The sequence below is a fragment of the Bradyrhizobium sp. P5_C12 genome (assembly GCF_054049735.1).
Window position 1 is genome coordinate 120,029 of the sequence record NZ_JBFULU010000008.1, and the last position, 16,839, is coordinate 136,867.

11 protein-coding genes are annotated in these 16,839 nt (G+C 66.6%); 1 reads left to right on the forward strand and 10 read right to left on the reverse strand.

Translation table 11 applies throughout. The annotated features are described in order from the left end of the window. The first annotated feature begins 284 nt into the window (after nt 1-284). Complete coding sequence (locus tag ACXJMY_RS10150; protein ID WP_456619182.1) at nt 285-2,015, forward strand: methyl-accepting chemotaxis protein; 1,731 nt, start codon at nt 285-287, stop codon at nt 2,013-2,015. Between the two features lie 282 nt (nt 2,016-2,297). On the opposite strand, the gene ACXJMY_RS10155 is transcribed toward ACXJMY_RS10150, so the two are convergent. The 10 genes from ACXJMY_RS10155 to ACXJMY_RS10200 all read right to left on the reverse strand — a co-directional run bounded on the left by ACXJMY_RS10155 (nt 2,298) and on the right by ACXJMY_RS10200 (nt 16,821). Continuing rightward, nucleotides 2,298-2,684: a VOC family protein gene (locus tag ACXJMY_RS10155; RefSeq protein WP_456619183.1), complete on the reverse strand. Its 387-nt coding sequence runs from the start codon at nt 2,682-2,684 to the stop codon at nt 2,298-2,300. Nucleotides 2,685-2,995: 311 nt separating this feature from the next. Beyond that, on the reverse strand, nt 2,996-4,210 hold the full coding sequence (locus ACXJMY_RS10160) for an acyl-CoA dehydrogenase family protein (RefSeq protein ID WP_456619184.1): 1,215 nt from the start codon (nt 4,208-4,210) through the stop codon (nt 2,996-2,998). A 216-nt stretch (nt 4,211-4,426) separates the two neighbouring features. Next, on the reverse strand, nt 4,427-5,638 hold the full coding sequence (locus ACXJMY_RS10165) for an ABC transporter substrate-binding protein (protein ID WP_456619185.1): 1,212 nt from the start codon (nt 5,636-5,638) through the stop codon (nt 4,427-4,429). Nucleotides 5,639-5,749: 111 nt separating this feature from the next. Beyond that, nucleotides 5,750-6,325 carry an HdeD family acid-resistance protein gene (locus tag ACXJMY_RS10170; RefSeq protein WP_456619186.1) on the reverse strand — a complete coding sequence of 192 codons (576 nt, stop codon included), beginning with the start codon at nt 6,323-6,325 and terminating at the stop codon, nt 5,750-5,752. A gap of 129 nt (nt 6,326-6,454) precedes the next feature. Then, nucleotides 6,455-7,978 (reverse strand): FAD-dependent oxidoreductase, encoded by a 1,524-nt coding sequence (locus tag ACXJMY_RS10175; protein ID WP_456619187.1) that lies wholly within the window; start codon nt 7,976-7,978, stop codon nt 6,455-6,457. 83 nt (nt 7,979-8,061) lie between these two features. Beyond that, on the reverse strand, nt 8,062-8,952 hold the full coding sequence (locus tag ACXJMY_RS10180; RefSeq protein ID WP_456619188.1) for an alpha/beta fold hydrolase: 891 nt from the start codon (nt 8,950-8,952) through the stop codon (nt 8,062-8,064). Between the two features lie 127 nt (nt 8,953-9,079). Beyond that, nucleotides 9,080-9,907 carry a metal-dependent phosphohydrolase gene (locus ACXJMY_RS10185; RefSeq protein ID WP_456619189.1) on the reverse strand — a complete coding sequence of 276 codons (828 nt, stop codon included), beginning with the start codon at nt 9,905-9,907 and terminating at the stop codon, nt 9,080-9,082. Nucleotides 9,908-10,123: 216 nt separating this feature from the next. Then, nucleotides 10,124-11,002: a transglutaminase family protein gene (locus ACXJMY_RS10190; protein ID WP_456619190.1), complete on the reverse strand. Its 879-nt coding sequence runs from the start codon at nt 11,000-11,002 to the stop codon at nt 10,124-10,126. Further along, complete coding sequence (locus tag ACXJMY_RS10195; RefSeq protein WP_456619191.1) at nt 10,999-13,524, reverse strand: circularly permuted type 2 ATP-grasp protein; 2,526 nt, start codon at nt 13,522-13,524, stop codon at nt 10,999-11,001. The genes ACXJMY_RS10190 and ACXJMY_RS10195 overlap by 4 nt, the downstream gene beginning before the upstream one ends. Nucleotides 13,525-13,551: 27 nt before the next feature. Then, nucleotides 13,552-16,821 (reverse strand): transglutaminase family protein, encoded by a 3,270-nt coding sequence (locus ACXJMY_RS10200; protein WP_456619192.1) that lies wholly within the window; start codon nt 16,819-16,821, stop codon nt 13,552-13,554. Between the last annotated feature and the right edge of the window lie 18 nt (nt 16,822-16,839).

A 16,839-nucleotide genomic window follows, 5' to 3' on the forward strand; every position in this document is an offset into this window, starting at 1 on the left:
CCAAATCGATCCTGAAGGCGGTCCCGGCCTCAGGGAATACGCGCTTGGCGGCCGCCGTGCACGCCGATGTTTGCAGCACTCCGCCCGATCCCCGGCGCTGATCTGCCGGAAACCGATAGGATCGCACCAAACAACTGAAATACATCGTATTTCCGTCGGCCGACAGTATCCGGCCCGAGCTCCCGCGTTAACGCCGCATCCATCTTCGTTCTGCATAATTTTGCATAGATTTTGACACGACCGCGCTCACCGGCCGCTCCAGGCCATCCGGGCCCCTGAACATCATGACAATTGACCGATCTGGGAATGCCGCTGGCCTCGCCGGCCGCTTTACGCTTGCGACCAAGCTCTACGCGATCTTCGCGCTGTTCGCGCTTCTCACGGCGGCGATCGCGATGCTGTCCGACTACAACAGCCGCCGCAGCGCCGACCTGACCGCCGCGATCGAGACGGCGAACGCGGCCGCGCTCAACGTCGAGCGCGTCAACTCGCTGGTCTACGCGGTGGTGATGGAATCGCGCGGCGTCTACATGTCGACCGAGCCCGCGGTGGTGAAGAAATACGGCGAGGGCCTGCTCAAGTTCAATGCGCAGATTCTCGACGTCGTGAAGCGTTGGGAGACCATCGTCAGGGACGACGATGCCGAGCAGTTCGCCACCTTCAAGAAGCGCATCGAGCAGTTCGTCGAGTTTCGCAAGGAGCTGGTGCGCCGCGGCGTCGAGATCAATGCGGCCGCGGGCCGCGAATGGGGCGACAACGACGCCAACCGCGCCGTGCGCTCGGCGCTGAACAAGGATCTCGAGGCGCTCTCCAAGGTCTATGCCGAGCGCGCCAGGCAGATCGCCCAGCAGACCGAGACCAACCGCACCCTGTCCTTCGTGCTGACGTGCCTCGGCGGCCTGGCGCTGGCGCTGGTCGTGATCGGCATCGTCATCATCGCCCGCTCGATCGCCCGTCCCCTCTCGGCCATCACCGCGGCGATCAAGCAGGTTGCCGACGGCGCCGAGAACGTCGAGGTGCCGCACAGCCGCCGCGCCGACGAGATCGGCGCGCTCGCCCGCGCGATCCAGATCTTCCAGGACGCGATGGGGCGCAATCGCAACCTCGCCTCGCAGGTCTCGCAGGACTCCGCCGCGCGCGAGCAGCGCGCCCGGCACATCGAACAATCCGTCGAGGCGTTTCGCGAGGCGATCGGCGCGGTGATGCGCGGCCTCACCGACAACGCCTCCACCATGCGCGAGACCGCGCAGACCATCACGCGCGTCACCGCGGACGCGAACAGCCGCGCCGGCACGGCGGCAAACGCCACCGAGCAGGCCTCCCACAACGTCACGGCGGTGGCGGGCGCGGCCGAGGAGCTGTCGGCGTCGGTGGTGGAGATCGGCCGGCAGGTGCGGCAGAGCGCCAGCGCGGTCGAGCAGACCGGCCACCGCACCGAGAAATCGATCGCCGAGATCGAGAGCCTTGCGGCTGCCACCCAACGCATCGACGGCGTGCTCAACCTGATCCAGGCCATCGCCGAGCAGACCAATCTGCTCGCGCTCAACGCCACCATCGAAGCCGCGCGCGCCGGCGATGCCGGCCGCGGCTTCGCCGTCGTCGCACACGAAGTGAAGGCGCTCGCGGGGCAGACTGCGAAAGCGACCGCCGAGATCGGCGAGAATGTCGGCCTGATCCAGGCGTCCACCCGCAACGCGGTCGACGCCGTGCGCGAGATCGGCGGCGCGGTGCGCGAGATCAACGATGTCACCTCGGCGATCGCCGGCGCCATCGGCCAGCAGGACGCCGCCACCCGCGAGATCTCGTCCAACGCGCAATCGGCTGCCCAGGGCAACGAGACCCTGGTCGCCAACATCACCTCGCTGCGCGACGCCATCGGCGAGACCGACACGGCGGCAGCCTCCGTGCTGACGGCGGCGAGCAGCCTGACGGCAACGGCGGAGACGCTGTCGCGCGAGGTGGAGAAGTTCTTCCAAAACCTGCGGTCGGACAGCCGCACCGCCAGGGCGGGATGACGGCGCGCCTGTCGCCGCGAGCCCGGCGGCGGACCCGCTCCGACAAAAAAACGCGCAAACAACCCCATGCACAGTAGCCGGGGGTAGCGATATCAACGGCTTAGCCGCCGACGGCGAAGTTCTTCTGATTTTACGAAATCAATTTGACGCGTCGGGCAAAACACCGGCATGATGTCATCATCCAGCCGATCGCACCGGGGGCTCCCGGCGGTGACATCCACATCCTCGATACGGAGCGCGTCGGCCCGGCAACGACACGCGCCATACCCGACCTCTTGCCGCCTAGAGCGGATGAGCCAGCTCCCACGCGTGGCCGGCGGGATCCAGGAACGCCGCGGTCCGACGACCCCATGGCCGGTCGATCGGTCCGTTCAGGATCGGCACTTGCCGCTCGGCAAGCTTCGCGCAACAGGCATCGACGTCGTCGACCAACACGGTCAACAGGAGCCGCGGAGGCGCCCCCGGAGCCCCAACCGGATGCGGCGTGATGAGCTCCGGTGCGGCGCGCTCGTCGAGAAGATTGATCATCAGGTTCCGCAGCTTCAGCACCGCCGAGGTCTCGTCCTCGTAGATGAAATTGCCGCTGAATACAGCCTCGTAGAAGGCTTTAGCGCCGGCCAGGTCCGGCACGAAGAGCGTTATGCATTCAACGTTGTCGATCGCTGTCATTCGAAGGATTGCCTCCAGATCACACGCCAGCGATCGCCCGATCCGATCGCGCCTTCGCCGACGTGCCCAGGACGGGTGGCGTATCCCGAAGGATACGTGCCCTCACGCCCGGCTCGCGGCATCCGCCTCCGCGCCCCGGCCCTGACGTATCCTAAGTCGATCGGCGCTCGTCAATAGACCATCGAACCGCGACGAGGGGAGCATCTCGACGGCGTCCGCGGGCGGTCCGGGCAGGCCCAATGGGCCGAGGCTTCCGACCCACTCTCGCGCCAGAGATGTTTGGGTGCGGCCCCAGGGCACTACAACACCAGCTACCCCATCACCCCGCCCCGCTTGATCAGCTCCTTGCCGACCGCGGCCAGATGCACCTGATCAGGCCCATCGCCGATGCGGATGAAGCGGGCGTAGACATAGGCACGGGCGAGGAAGGTGTCCTGCGAGACGCCGGCGGCGCCGTGGATCTGGATGGCGCGGTCGATCACGCGAGCGGCCATGCTGGGCACCACGATCTTGGCCGCCGCGATCAGGTCGCGCGCGGCCTTGTTGCCTTCGCGGTCCATCCTGTCGGCGGCTTGCAGTGTCAAGAGCCGCGCCTGCGCGATCTCGCAGAAGGAGTGCGCGATGTCCTCGCGCACCGAGCCCTGCTCGGCCAGCGGCTTGCCGAAGGCTGTGCGGGAGACCGACCGCTGGCACATCAATTCGAGCGCGCGCTGGGCGCAGCCGATCAGCCGCATGCAATGGTGGATGCGGCCGGGCCCGAGCCGCCCTTGCGCGATCTCGAAGCCGCGGCCCTCGCCGAGCAGGATGTTCTCGGCCGGGACGCGGACATTGTCATAGACGATCTCGGGATGGCCGACCGGCGCGTCGTCATAGCCGTAGGTGAGCATGTCGCGCACGATGCGCACGCCGGGCGTATTCTTCGGCACCAGGACCATGGATTGCTGGCGATGGCGGTCGGGATGGTCGGGCGCGGTCTTGCCCATCACGATCAGGATCTCACAATCCTCGTTCATCGCGCCTGACGTGAACCATTTGCGGCCGTTGATGACGTAGCTGTCGCCGTCGCGCTTGATCTCGCACTGGATGTTGGTGGCATCGCTCGAGGCGACCTGCGGCTCCGTCATCGAGAAGCCGGAGCGGATGCGCCCCTCCAGGAGCGGCTTTAGCCACCCCTCCTGCTGCGCCATCGTGCCGTAATTCACCAGCACCTCCATGTTGCCGACATCAGGGGCCGAGCAATTGAAGATTTCGGGCGCCCAGAGGATGCGGCCCATGATCTCCTTCACCGGAGCGTATTCGAGGTTGGTCAATCCGGGTCCGTGCTCGCCGGAGAGAAACAGGTTCCAGAGCCCCTGCTCGCGCGCCAGCCGCTTCAGGTCCTGGAGCACTTGCGGCGTCCGGTAGCGCGCGGCTTCCGGCTTGACCTGCTCGTAATAGAGCTCCTCGACCGGCTCGACATGCGTCCGCATGAACTGGCGGACGCGCTCCTGGAGCTCCAGCGAACGTGCGGAGTGTTGAAAGTCCATTGGGGTCTCCTGTTCGCTGAGTATCGTAGGGTGGGCAAAGCGAAGCGTGCCCACCGCTTCTGTTTCAATGTTGGATCGGTGGTGGGCACGGCGCAAGTGCGCCTTTGCCCACCCTACGATTCCGAACTCGCGGAGAGATACCCCTCACCCGGCTGCGCTTCGCGCATCCACCCTCTCCCGCAAGGGGAGAGGGTGCACCGTCTCTGCGGCCGCACCTCACGTCCCGCGCAGCAGCTCGCTCGCTACGATCCAGTCGTTGCCGTCGAACTGGAGCATATAGCCGTCCTTGATGGGGCGGAAATCCTGCGGCGTGGTGTTGAGCGTGATGCCGGGCATCAGCAGCGACAGCGGCACGTTCTTCAGGTTGGCCGCCTGCGCCATGATGTTCTCGCGCGTCAGATTGTCCTTGCACTGCTTCAGCACGACCACCAGCGCCTCGGCGACGGTGTAGCCGTAGAGGCCGGCGACGTTGTTGATGTCGGCATTGGGCAGGCGCTTCTTCATGAAGTCGATATAGGCCGTCATCGCCGGATCGTCCTTCGGCTGTTCGACGAACGGCTTGAGCGAGCCGAGCGACAGCACGCCCTTGCCGGCATCGAGGCCGGCCGGCACCATCACGGTGGCCTTGTTGGCGCAGCCGCTGGCGATGAAGCGCTGCGGCTGCCAGCCGACCTCGTGCGCCTTCCGGACCGCCTGCGCGCAAGCGCGCGGCGTCACCGAATAGATCAGGAAGACATCGGCCTTGGTGTTGGCGAGCGTCAACACCTGGGAATCGACGGTCGGATCGGCAACCTCGAAGCTCGAGGCCATCGCGATCGCCTTGTCGGCGTCGGCGCCGAGCGCCTCCCTCACACCGCGCAGATATTCCTTGCCGGCGTCGTCGTTCTGATAGAGCACCGCAAAGCGCGCATTGGGGTTCTTGGCACGGGCATAGGCGACGTCGATCGCGGCCTCGCTGGTGTAGTTGGGCGCCCAGGGCAGCGCCATCGACCACGGCATGTTGGCGGGATCGTTCCACTTCGAGGCTGAGCTGATCAGAAAGAGCTGCGGCACCTTGTTGCTGTTGAGATATTTCGCGATCGCCGAGCTCGGCGCCGTGCCCATGGTCGCGAAGATGAAGGCGACGCCGTCGCTCTCGACCAGCCGCCGCGCCGCCTCCATGGTCTTGGGCGGCGAGAACGCATCGTCCAGCGAGATCAGATTGAGCTTGCGGCCGTTGACGCCGCCCTTGTCGTTGACCTCGTCGAAATAGGCCGCGATGACCTTGCCGGTGATGCTGAGCGGCGAAGCCGGCCCGCTATAGGGCATGGTGTTGCCGATCTTGATCTCGGTGTCGCTGACGCCGGGACCGTAGGATTTTTGCGCAAGGACAGGCGTGGACAGGCAGGCGGCGGCAAGCGCCGCAGCCAGGGCCAGAGCGGCTTTCATGGTTTCTCCCCGGTGATTTGTCGTCCGCGCGAGGCGAGCGCGGCGCGCTGCTTTTTGTCAGCGCGCCAGATCAGCGGAGTTCCGCAACACGGTCTTGCGTCGAGTTGCTGGTTACTGGCGCCGCCGCAGGCTGAAGCCCAGGCTGACCCAGCCCGCGCCCGCCATGATCAGGTCGATGCCGAGGAACAGGCCGAGGATGTAGACGCTGTTGACCGGCCAGCGCGCCAGGATCAGCAGCCCAAGCAGCAGCGTGATCACGGCCGAGAGCGCCACCCAGACCCACGGGCTTTCGCGCTTCATGCTGAAGGCGAGGAACAGCCGGACCGCGCCGGAGGCGAGCAGCGAGGCGCCGAGGAACAGGGTCAGCAAAGCTGCAGCAAACAGCGGATTCTCGAAGGTCAGGAAGCCCGCGACGACGTAGAGCACGCCGAGCAGAGCCCAGATCAGGAACTTGCCCCAGCTCTTCATCTGGAACGCCCCGATGATTTCGGTGACCCCGGCCACGATCATCATCGCGCCGACCACGATCACGCTCGCCACCGTCGCCATCACCATGCTGCCGAGCGCGACGAAGCCGGCGACGAGATAGACGACACCGAGAGCGACGATCCATCCCCATTTGGGATGCAGCGCGGCGATGCCCGAACCGAGGCCGGACTGGTGCGAGGTATCCGAAGCGGTTGTCATGACGGTTACTCCTGCATGCGAAGCCCGGAGACACTCGCCAGAATAGCACGCGCCGCGCCGGGACAACAGCCAGCAGAGCAGCCCTCACCGGCAGCAACATTGACGCAAATCAAGATCGAATGCGGCGCTTCAGGCGCGGGACCGCTCCATCTCGAGCTCGGCCCTGAGACTGTCCAGATCGCGGTAAATTGAAGCGACCGCCAGCAGGCGGCCGGCCTTGCGGTACTTCAGCAGGCAGTCCCGGCCGGCAATGCTGCCGTCGATCGTGATGTCGTCAAAGCTCTCGGCATGGCCGACATAGTTGATCGGCACGTCGTAATGCTGCGACCAGAAGAACGGCACGGCGTCGAAGCGCTCGCGCTTGCCAAGCATGTTGCGCGCCGCGGTCTGGCCTTGCCGCTCCGCCACCACCCAGTGCTCGACGCGGATGGTGTGCCGCGAATGCGGATCGGGCCAGCGCGCGATGTCGCCGGCCGCAAAGATGCCGGCGATACTGGTTTCGAGATATTCGCTCACGCTGACACCGCGATCCGCCGCAAGCCCCGCCTTCTCGGCCAGCGCAAGGCGCGGCTTGACGCCGATGCCGACCACGACGAGGTCGGCATCGATGACGCCGCCGCTCTTCAGCGTCGCGCGCGTACCGTCGAGCCTCTCCACAGTGTCCCCGAGGTGGAAGTTGACGCCATTCTCTTCATGGAGCGCGCGCACGAAATCGCCCATCTCCGGTCCGAGCACGCGCTGCATCGGCCGCTCCTCCGGAGCGACCACATGGACCTCCAGCTTGCGTGCCCGCAACGAGGCCGCGACTTCGAGGCCGATGAAGCTGGCGCCGATCACCAGCACGCGCTTCGCGCTGCCTGTGGCCTTGATGATGGCACGGCTGTCGGCGACAGACCGCAAGGTGTGGACATGCGGCTGGTCCGCGCCCGGAATCTGCAATTTGACCGGCTCGGCGCCGGTCGCGAGCAGCAGCCGGTCGAACGGCAGTTTGTCGCCATTGCCCAGCGTGACGCTGCGAGTCTTCGCATCGATCGCGGAGACATTCGTGTTCAGCCTGAGATCGATGCCGGCGTCCTGATAATAATCCTCGCCCCGCAGCGGCAGCCAGTCCTCCGGCGCGTTGCCGGCGAGATAGTCCTTGGAGAGGTTCGGCCGGTCGACCGGCATCGCGCCGTCACTGCTGAGCATGGTGATGGCGCCGGCAAAGCCCTCGCGCCGGAGCGTCTCGGCGGCCGCGAATCCGGCTGCGCCGCCGCCGACGATGACGAATTTTTCCGGTGTCGGCGCGGTGCGGTGAGGCGCCGAAGGTTTCGGCACTTCACGCTTGCGCTGAACCCAAATCCTGTCCCGATCCCGCGTCACCTCCCAGACTGCCAGCGCGTTCAGCGCCGGCGGACGGGTGGCCTCGCCGGTGCGCAAGGAGAAGCAGGCATGATGCCAGGGGCAGCGGATGGTGTCGTCGACCACCAGGCCTTCGGCGAGCGGGCCGTGATAATGGCTGCAGGTGGGCTCGATCGCAAAGACCTCGTTGCCGGCCTGCACCAGCAGGACATCCTCCTTGCCGACATGGCCAAGCAGCTTGCCGTCCTTGAACTCGGTCAGCGGCACGCCTTTGGTCAGGTCGAGCCCGCTCGGCTTGCTGTCCTCGCTCATGGTCATCTCCTTCGCAGCTCTCGCTCAGCTCAGGATTCGGACGGCGTTGTCGGCGAAAAGTTCCTCGCTGCGCCAAAATCAGGTCATCCGGCCGCCTTGCGGACCTCGAGCACGGCCTGCGCCCATTCGGAGGGCCGCTCCTGCGGCAGATTGTGGCCGGCGCCTGCGAACACGCGCCGCTCGAAAAAGCCCTCGAACTTGCGCGCATGATGCGCGGTGCCGGGATTGACGCCGTCGCTGTCGCCATCGATCGCGATCGTCGGCACGCGGATCGGCGGCTGCGCCGCAAGCTTGGCCTCGATCCCGGCATAGGCGGGATCGCCCGCGACCAGCGCGTAGCGGTGACGGTAGGAATGGATCACGACATCGACGAAATCGGGGTTGTCGAACGACGCCGCGCTTGTCTCGAACGTCGCGTCGTCGAATGCCCATTTCGGCGACCACATCGCCCAGAGCTGGCGGGCAAAGCCACGCCGGTTGCGCTCCAGCGCGCGGCGGCCGCGTTCGTTGTGGAAGAGATATTGATACCAGAGCGCGGCCTCCTCCGGCGGCGAGGCCGGCTCCATGGCGCGGGCGATGTTCTGGATATTGTAGGAATTGCCGGAGACGAGCCCGATCACGCGCTCAGGATGCAGCGCCGACACCACGCAGGCCGCGCGCCCGCCCCAGTCGTAACCGCCGACGACCGCGCGTTCGATACGAAGCGCATCCATGAAGGCCAACAGATCGGCCCCCAGCGCCGCCTGCTCGCCCGACCGCAGCGTCTGCGCGGAGCGAAACCGCGTCGGCCCGTAGCCGCGCAGCCACGGCACCAGCACCCGCGCGCCTGCTTGCGCGATGATCGGCGCGGCTTCGGCATAGGCGTTCACGTCGTAGGGGAAGCCGTGGCCCATGATGCAGGGCCAGCCGTCAGGCGTGCCGTATTCGAGATAGGCGATGTCGAGGATTTCGGTGGTGATGATTTTTTGTTGCACGATTTGCTCACCGATTTGCGAGGTCGTAGTTGCGACTTCGTAGCCCGGATGGAGCGCAGCGCAATCCGGGGACACCTGCATCCGCGAAACCCGGATTTCGCTTCGCTCCATCCGGGCTACAGGAGGGCTATTTCTGCGGCCCGGACAGCGAGATATCGCGTTCGGCACGGAACACGTTGCTGTAGAGGTTGGCGATCCATTGCCGGCCGATCTCGGTCTTGTTGAGATAGCCGATCTCGGTCTGGATGTGCGGTGCGACGCTGTTCCAATAGAATTGCGGATAGCGGTTCACGATGTCGGCGGGCGAGTCGTAGCCGAGCTGTCGGTTCATGCCGACCTCCTCGAACTCGTAATAGAGCGCGTTGGCCTTGCGCAAATAATTGGGATCGCCGAGCTGCCCGATGAAGTCGGCGGCGCGCAGGATCGAGGCCTCGTCGTCATAGTCCTGCCCCTCGCGGGCCGGGAACCGGGTGCCCTCGATGGCGCGGGCGATGCGTTCCGGGTCCAGCCCCGGGATATGCTGCAACCGCCGCATGACATAGAGCTTCGAACGGTCGACATGATACATCATCAGGCTGGCATCCGAGGCGCCGCGGGGCAATGAAACCTTGGTGCCCGCCGCGTCGATCACGAAGCCGTCATTGTCATCCTCCTCGAACAGGCCCCGGACATAACCGATGTCGTGGGCGAGGCACGCGATCAGGATGTGGACGTAATCCGCGGCCTCGAGGTGGGTATGGAGATATCGGCCACTGAGGATGGAATGGCCGGCCAACGTCACCAGCATCGTGTGCTCGACATTGTGGTAGAGCGCATCACTATTGCCAATGCACTCCATCGCGGTGCGCGTCGCGCTCTCGACGATGTTCGCGGGAGAATCGCCGTACCTGCGACGCATGAACGAGCCCAGCACTTTCTCCAGGGATTCAGCCGCCAGTCTCGGTAACGTCATCATGGATGCAGCCCCGCTCGTCGGTGGTGTCCCACGCCAACTCCCGACGTCTCATTCGTGCCCTCGACGCGACGGCCAGCATAGCCCATCTTGGGCCAAGTGACCAAACGCCGGGACGAATTTACGGAAATATGTTGCTGTTGTGCTCTGCGACATCACCGTTGCAGCCGGGGCGCGACGCACCTGGCGGCAGCGGGCGCCGGGCGGGCAAGACTGCTTTTATTCCACCAGCAGCACGTCCACAGCGACGCCAAGCTTCTGCTTCGGTGAGCCGACGATGATGCCGTCGACCGGCGAGACGTCGGAGAAATCGCGGCCGACCGCGAGCACGATGTGGTCGTTGGCGACCAGCAGATCGTTGGTCGGATCGAAATCGACCCAGCCGAGCTCCGCTCCGCACCACAGCGACACCCAGGCGTGGGTGGCGTCGGCGCCTTGCAGGCGCGCCTGGCCCGGCGGCGGGACGGTGCGCAGGTAACCGCTGACATAGGCCGCGGGCAGACCCAGCCCGCGAAGCCCTGCGATCATCACATGGGCGAAATCCTGGCAGACGCCGTGGCGCTTGTCGAAGACTTCGTCGAGCGGCGTCGAGATCACCGTCGCCTTGGGATCGTAGCGAAACCCGGTGCGGATCCGGTGCATCAGGTCGACCGCGCCGGCGAGGATGCCCGCGCCGGGCGCAAAGCTCAAAGCCGCATAGGCGCTGACGGGACGCAGCACCGGCACCAGCGGGCTCGCAAAGACATAGCCGACCGGCGAGGACGGCCCGAGACTCGTCGCCTCGAAAGCGAGGTCGCGGATGCTTTCCCAGGCCGGGCTCGAAGCTTCGCGCGCGGGCGGCTGGCGCGACACCGACACGCGCGAGCGCGAGTCGATCCGCAAGGTTCGATGCGCAGCCTCGATCACCACGCTCTCGGTCAGCGTGCCGAAGAAATCGCGCCGGACATTGCGTTCGGCAGGGCGCGGCCGGATCTCGACATTGTGCGAGATCAGCTGCTGGCCGCCGCCGCTCTTCGGCTCCAGCCGCAACGTGCAGCGCGCGAAGCTGACCGCGCTCTCGTACTCATAGGTGGTGACGTGGCGGATGTCGTAGATCACGCCAGCCCCGTCAGCTTTTCCGGGCGGCTGGCATTGGGACCATGCGGGAAATAGTGCAGCCCGATCGCCTCGGCGAGACTGAGCAGATCCTGCTCCAGCGCGAACAAGGTCTTGACCTCGAGCTTCTCGGCTTCCGCTGTCGCCAGCATCGCCTGCACCGCAACCGCGAGCCGCTGCGGACGCTCGATCAGGCCGTGTTCCTTCAGGCTCGGCAGCGCCGCGATGTGCTCGTTCAGCGTCGCCACCTGGAAGGCCACCGAACGCGGATTGTAGCTGTCGAGCACGGCGAGGTCGCGCACCGGCGCGAGCAGCGGCGCCAGCAGATAGCGCGAGCGGTAGGTGATCTGGGAATCCACCAGCGTCAGCAGGATATCGAGATCCTCGTCGCCGGCCTCGTCATAGGCAAACTGTCGGGCAAAACGCGCCGTGTTGATGGCGCGCTCGGCGCGGCGGCCGATATCGAGGAAGCGCCAGCCGGCGGCGCGGTTCATGTTCTCCTGCGCGAGGCCCGCAAAGCTCGCAAGCTCCTGCAAGGTCAGCTCGGCGGCGCTCAGCACGCTGTCGTCGTCCTCGACCTCCCAGGCCAGCCGCTCGGCCATCTCGGTAATGACTTGCCAGGCATCAGGCGACAGCCGCTCGCGCAACGAGGTCGCGGTGCGCTGTGCCGCGCGCACCAGCGACAAGGCCGAGCCGTAACGCTCCGCGCTCTGCAATGCCTCGGCGGCGATGCGCCCGGGTGCCGCGCGCGAGGCTTGCGAAATCGCGCCCCAGGCCACCATCAGGCGCTGGATCCGTTCGATCGACTGCATCGTGGCGGAGGTGCCCTTGTTGGGCCCGCTCGGCGAGCCCAACGCACGCACCAGCCGCAGCGTCGCCTCGGCGCGTTCGAGATAGCGGCCGAGCCAGAACAGATTGTCGGCGGCCCGGCTCGGCAGCACGCCCGCGATGCGGCGAATCCGCACCTTGTCGGTCGCCGGCAGCAGCGTCGCCGTCGAGACCTGCTTCTCGGAGACCACCCAGACGTCGGCGGCACGCGCGCCGTCGCCCATCGACACCGCGCGCGCATCCGCCTGTTCGGCGATCCGGCAGAATCCGCCGGGCATGATGGTCCAGCCGTCGGCCGTCGCGGCCGCGAACACGCGCAGCACGAAGGGGCGCGGCGTGAGCTGCCCCTGCTCCCACACCGGCATGGTCGAGAGCCGCACCACCTCCTGGCCGACATAGTCCATGCCGCGCGTATTGATGGATTCGATCAGGCGCTGGCGCTCCTTTGCATCGAGCTCGCTTGCAAGCACCGGGCCGTCGCTGTCGAAGCCGGGAACGCCGCGCCGATAGGCGCCGCCGATCGCGACCTCGTCGAGACGCGACAGCACCTCGTCGCGCGCGATGCGCTGGCCGCACCACCAGGTCGCGATGTGCGGCATCTTCAGCTCCTCGCCGAGCAGGCGGCGGCTCAGCGCCGGCAGGAAGCCGAGCAGCGCGCGGGCCTCCAGCACGCCGGAGCCCGGCATGTTGGCGACGACGACGCCATCCTTGCGCAGCACGTCGATCAGGCCGGGCACGCCCAGCCGCGAGGAGGCGTCGAGCTCGAGCGGATCGAGCGAATTGGAATCGACCCGGCGCAGCAGCACGTCGAGCCGCTTCAGGCCGGCGACGGTGCGGATGTGGACGCGGTTGTCGCTGACGGCGAGATCCTCGCCCTCGACCAGCAGGAAGCCGAGATAGCGCGCGAGCGTTGCATGCTCGAAATAGGTCTCGCTGAAGCTGCCGGGCGTGAGCACCCCGATACGGGGCTCGTCGCGATCGGCGCTGGCGCGAAGGCTATCCCGAAACGCCTCGAAGAACGGGGCGACGCGCGGCACCTTCATCGACTTGTAGAGATCGGAGAAGGCGCGCGAGAGCACCAGGCGGTTTTCCAGCGCATAGCCCGCGCCGGACGGCGCCTGCGTGCGGTCGCCGAGCACCCACCAGCGGCCGTCGGGCCCGCGGCCGACATCGGCGGCGTAGATCGAGAGGTAGCGCCCGCCCGGCGGCGGAACGCCGCAGACGGGGCGGAGATATTCGGCACTGCCGGCGATCGCGGCGGCCGGAAGCGCGCCTTCGGCGACGAGCCGTCCCTCGCCATAGATGTCGCGTAGCACCATCTCGAGCAGCTCGGCGCGCTGCTTGATGCCGGCGGTGAGCTGCTGCCAGTCGGCCTCGTCGATCAGCAGCGGCAGATGGCTGAGCGGCCAGATCCGGTCGGCGCTGTCGCCGGGCGCGCGGTAGGTGACGCCGGCCTCGCGCAGATGGCGGTCGGCCATGGCGAAGCGCCGCTCGATCTCGTCGGGCGCGAGCGCCCCGAAGGCATCGAAGAAGCGGCTCCAGACCGCGCGCGGGGCGCCGTCGGGGCCGAGGAACTCGTCGGGAATGCCGGGCAGACGGCTATAGTCGCGGACCCATTGCGCGATGCGACGCTGGCCTTCGCGCTGGCTTTGCGCCTTGCCCGCCTTGTCGTCCTCTTCGGCTGCGCCCTCGCCCATGCGCCTCTCCTTGCCCCGCCCGCATACTCATTGCAGGAGCGGGGTTCGCAAGTCGAGAGTCAGCGGAAACTCATTTGTGCGTTCCTCCGGCGGCGGCCGGATCGGACCCGGCGTGTGGCCGTGGTCCTGGAAACGCGCCAGCCGCCGCGCCTCGGCCTCGTAGGTGTTGACGGGCTTGGTGTCGTAGCTGCGGCCGCCGGGATGGGCGACGTGATAGACGCAGCCGCCGAGCGAGCGGCCGTTCCAGGTGTCGATCAGGTCGAAGGTCAGAGGCGCATGGACCGGAATGGTCGGGTGCAGGCCGGAGGCCGGCTGCCAGGCCTTGAAACGGACGCCGGCCACGGCTTCCCCCGAGCGGCCGGTCGAGGTCATCGGCAGGCGGCGGCCGTTGCAGGTCACGATGTGGCGGCCCTCGACGAAGCCCTCGGCCTTCACCTGAAGCCGCTCGACCGAGCTGTCGACATAGCGCACCGTGCCGCCGGCCGAGCCCTCCTCGCCGAGCACGTGCCAGGGCTCCAGCGCCTGACGCAATTCCAGCGTCACGCCGCCATGATGGACGCGGCCGAAGGCGGGGAAGCGGAATTCGAGCTGGGCCAGATACCATTCCGGCTCGAACGGATAGCCGGACTGCTTCAGCTCGGAGAGCACGTCCAGAAAGTCTTCCCAGATGAAATGCGGCAGCATGTAGCGGTCATGCAGCGCCGTGCCCCAGCGCACGAACTTGCCTTGTTGCGGCTCGCGCCAGAATTTTGCGATCAGCGCGCGGATCAGGAGTTGCTGCGCCAGCGACATGCGCGGATCGGGCGGCATTTCGAGCGCGCGGAATTCGACGAGGCCGAGCCGGCCCGTGGTGCCGTCCGGCGAATAGAGCTTGTCGATGCAGATCTCGGCGCGGTGGGTGTTGCCGGTGATGTCGACGAGCAGATGCCGGAACAGCCGGTCGACCAGCCACAACGGCGCCTGGTAACCCGGCGGCGGCACGTGCGAGAGCGCGATCTCGAGCTCGTAGATGCTGTCGTGGCGCGCTTCGTCGATCCGCGGCGCCTGGCTGGTCGGGCCGATGAAGAGCCCGGAGAAGAAATAGGACAGCGACGGATGGCGCTGCCAGTACAGCACCAGGCTCTTCAACAGATCGGGGCGGCGCAGGAACGGCGAATCCTGTGGGCTTGAGCCGCCGACCACGACGTGATTGCCGCCGCCGGTGCCGGTGTGGCGGCCGTCGACCAGGAAGCGGTTGGCGCCGAGGCGTGTCTTGCCGGCGTCCTCATAGAGCCCGACCGTGATGTCGACCGCCTCGCGCCAATTCTTGGCCGGCTGGACGTTGACCTCGATCACGCCGGGATCGGGCGTCACCTTGATGACCTCCACGCGCGGATCGAACGGCGGCGGATAGCCTTCGATATGCACCTGGAGCTGCATCTCCTCGGCGGTGGCTTCGAGCGTTGCGACCAGTTCGAGATAATCCTCGATCTTCTCGACCGGCGGCATGAAGGCGCAGAGCACGCCGTCGCGGACTTCGACCGACATTGCGGTGCGGACCGGGACGGACGTGTTGAGTTGCTCGGGCGCGGCCCGTGGCGGCGCTTCCGGACGCGCCGGGAGGCTGAACACCGGCAGCTTGCCGCGCGCCTCCATCGGGTCGCGTTCGACGATGTAGGGATATTGGTTCGGTGGAACGTAGCCGAGCGAGTCGAGCGGCAGGCGCAGGCCGAGCGGCGAATCGCCCGGCATCAGGAACAGATGATTGCGACGGAGTTGCCAGCGCTCGCTGCGCCAGCGCGGCGGCGCGTTCCAGCGCTGCACCGGCAGCACGAAGCCGCGCGGGTTGTTGAGGCCCTGCTCGAACACCCGCGCGATGCGCGCGCGGGCCTCAGGATCGGACAATTTGGAGTCGGACGGATCGACGTTGACGGGAAGCTCGGCTTCCTTCCGAAGCCAAAGCGCGGTGTCCTCATAGGCCGGCATGATGTAGCCGGGATCGAGCCCGAGCCGCAACGCCGCGCCTTCCACGAACGCCTTGGCGTCCTGGGTCTGCGCTGGCCGCGGATTTTCGATGCTGGCGATGAGATCGGCATTCTTCCAGATCGGCACGCCGTCCTTGCGCCAATACAGGCCGAAGGCCCAGCGCGGCAGGCTCTCGCCGGGATACCATTTGCCCTGGCCGTAATGCAGCAACCCGCCGGGCGCGAAGCGCGTGCGCAGGCGGCGGATCAGATCGTCCGCGAGCGCGCGCTTGGTCGGACCGACGGCCTCGGTGTTCCACTCCGCCGCTTCGAGATCATCGACCGAGACGAAGGTCGGCTCGCCGCCCATGGTGAGCCGGACATCCTGCGCGGCGAGATCGCCGTCGACCTGCTCGCCGAGATCGTTGAGCCGTATCCAGGATTCATCGGAGAACGGCTTTGTGATGCGCGGCGCCTCACGGATGCGCCGGACGCTCATGTCGAAAGCGAATTCGACTTCGGCAAAACCGGCGCCGCCGGAGATTGGTGCTGCCGAACGATAATGCGGTGTCGCGGCGACCGGGATGTGCCCCTCGCCTGCCAGCATGCCCGAGGTCGCGTCGAAGCCGATCCAGCCTGCGCCGGGCAGATAGACCTCGGCCCAGGCGTGCAGATCGGTGAAGTCGTTCTCGACCTCCGGCGGCCCCTCGATCGGATCGATGTCGGGACGGACCTGGATCAGATAGCCTGAGACGAAACGGGCCGCCAACCCAAGATGACGGAAGGTCTGGATCAGCAGCCACGCGGAGTCGCGGCACGAGCCGGCGGCGGAGGTGAGCGTCTCCTCCGGCGTCTGCACGCCAGGCTCCATGCGGATGACGTAGCTGATCCGCTTCTGGAGCTCCCTGTTGAGATCGACCAGGAAGTTGACGGTGTTCGGGGCTTCGTGCGGGATCGTGTCGAGATATTTCGCGAACAGGCGATCGGGCTTGATGGTCTCGAGATAAGGCGCGAGCTCCGTCTTCAGGTCCTTGGGGTATTCGAATGGAAAGCTGTCGGCATAGGGCTCGACGAAGAAGTCGAACGGATTGACCACGGTCATCTGCGCGGTGAAGTCGACCTCGATCTTCAGCTCGGTGGTCTTCTCCGGAAAGACGTAGCGCGCCAGCCAGTTGCCTTGCGGATCCTGCTGCCAGTTCACGAAGTGATTGGACGGGGTGACCTTGAGCGAATAGCTCAGGATCGGCGTGCGCGTATGCGGCGCCGGCCGCAGACGGATCGTCTGCGGGCCAAGATCGATCGGACGGTCGTATTTGTAGTGCGTGACGTGGTGTAACGCGACGTAGATCGACACGGATGCGGTGCTCCAGCA

Coding starts and splice junctions, on each gene's coding strand:
- ACXJMY_RS10165 (WP_456619185.1), bottom strand. CDS start 5,638: ATGAAAGCCGCTCTGGCCCTGGCTGCGGCGCTTGCCGCCGCCTGCCTG.
- ACXJMY_RS10150 (WP_456619182.1), top strand. CDS start 285: ATGACAATTGACCGATCTGGGAATGCCGCTGGCCTCGCCGGCCGCTTT.
- ACXJMY_RS10185 (WP_456619189.1), bottom strand. CDS start 9,907: ATGATGACGTTACCGAGACTGGCGGCTGAATCCCTGGAGAAAGTGCTG.
- ACXJMY_RS10170 (WP_456619186.1), bottom strand. CDS start 6,325: ATGACAACCGCTTCGGATACCTCGCACCAGTCCGGCCTCGGTTCGGGC.
- ACXJMY_RS10195 (WP_456619191.1), bottom strand. CDS start 13,524: ATGGGCGAGGGCGCAGCCGAAGAGGACGACAAGGCGGGCAAGGCGCAA.
- ACXJMY_RS10160 (WP_456619184.1), bottom strand. CDS start 4,210: ATGGACTTTCAACACTCCGCACGTTCGCTGGAGCTCCAGGAGCGCGTC.
- ACXJMY_RS10155 (WP_456619183.1), bottom strand. CDS start 2,684: ATGACAGCGATCGACAACGTTGAATGCATAACGCTCTTCGTGCCGGAC.
- ACXJMY_RS10175 (WP_456619187.1), bottom strand. CDS start 7,978: ATGAGCGAGGACAGCAAGCCGAGCGGGCTCGACCTGACCAAAGGCGTG.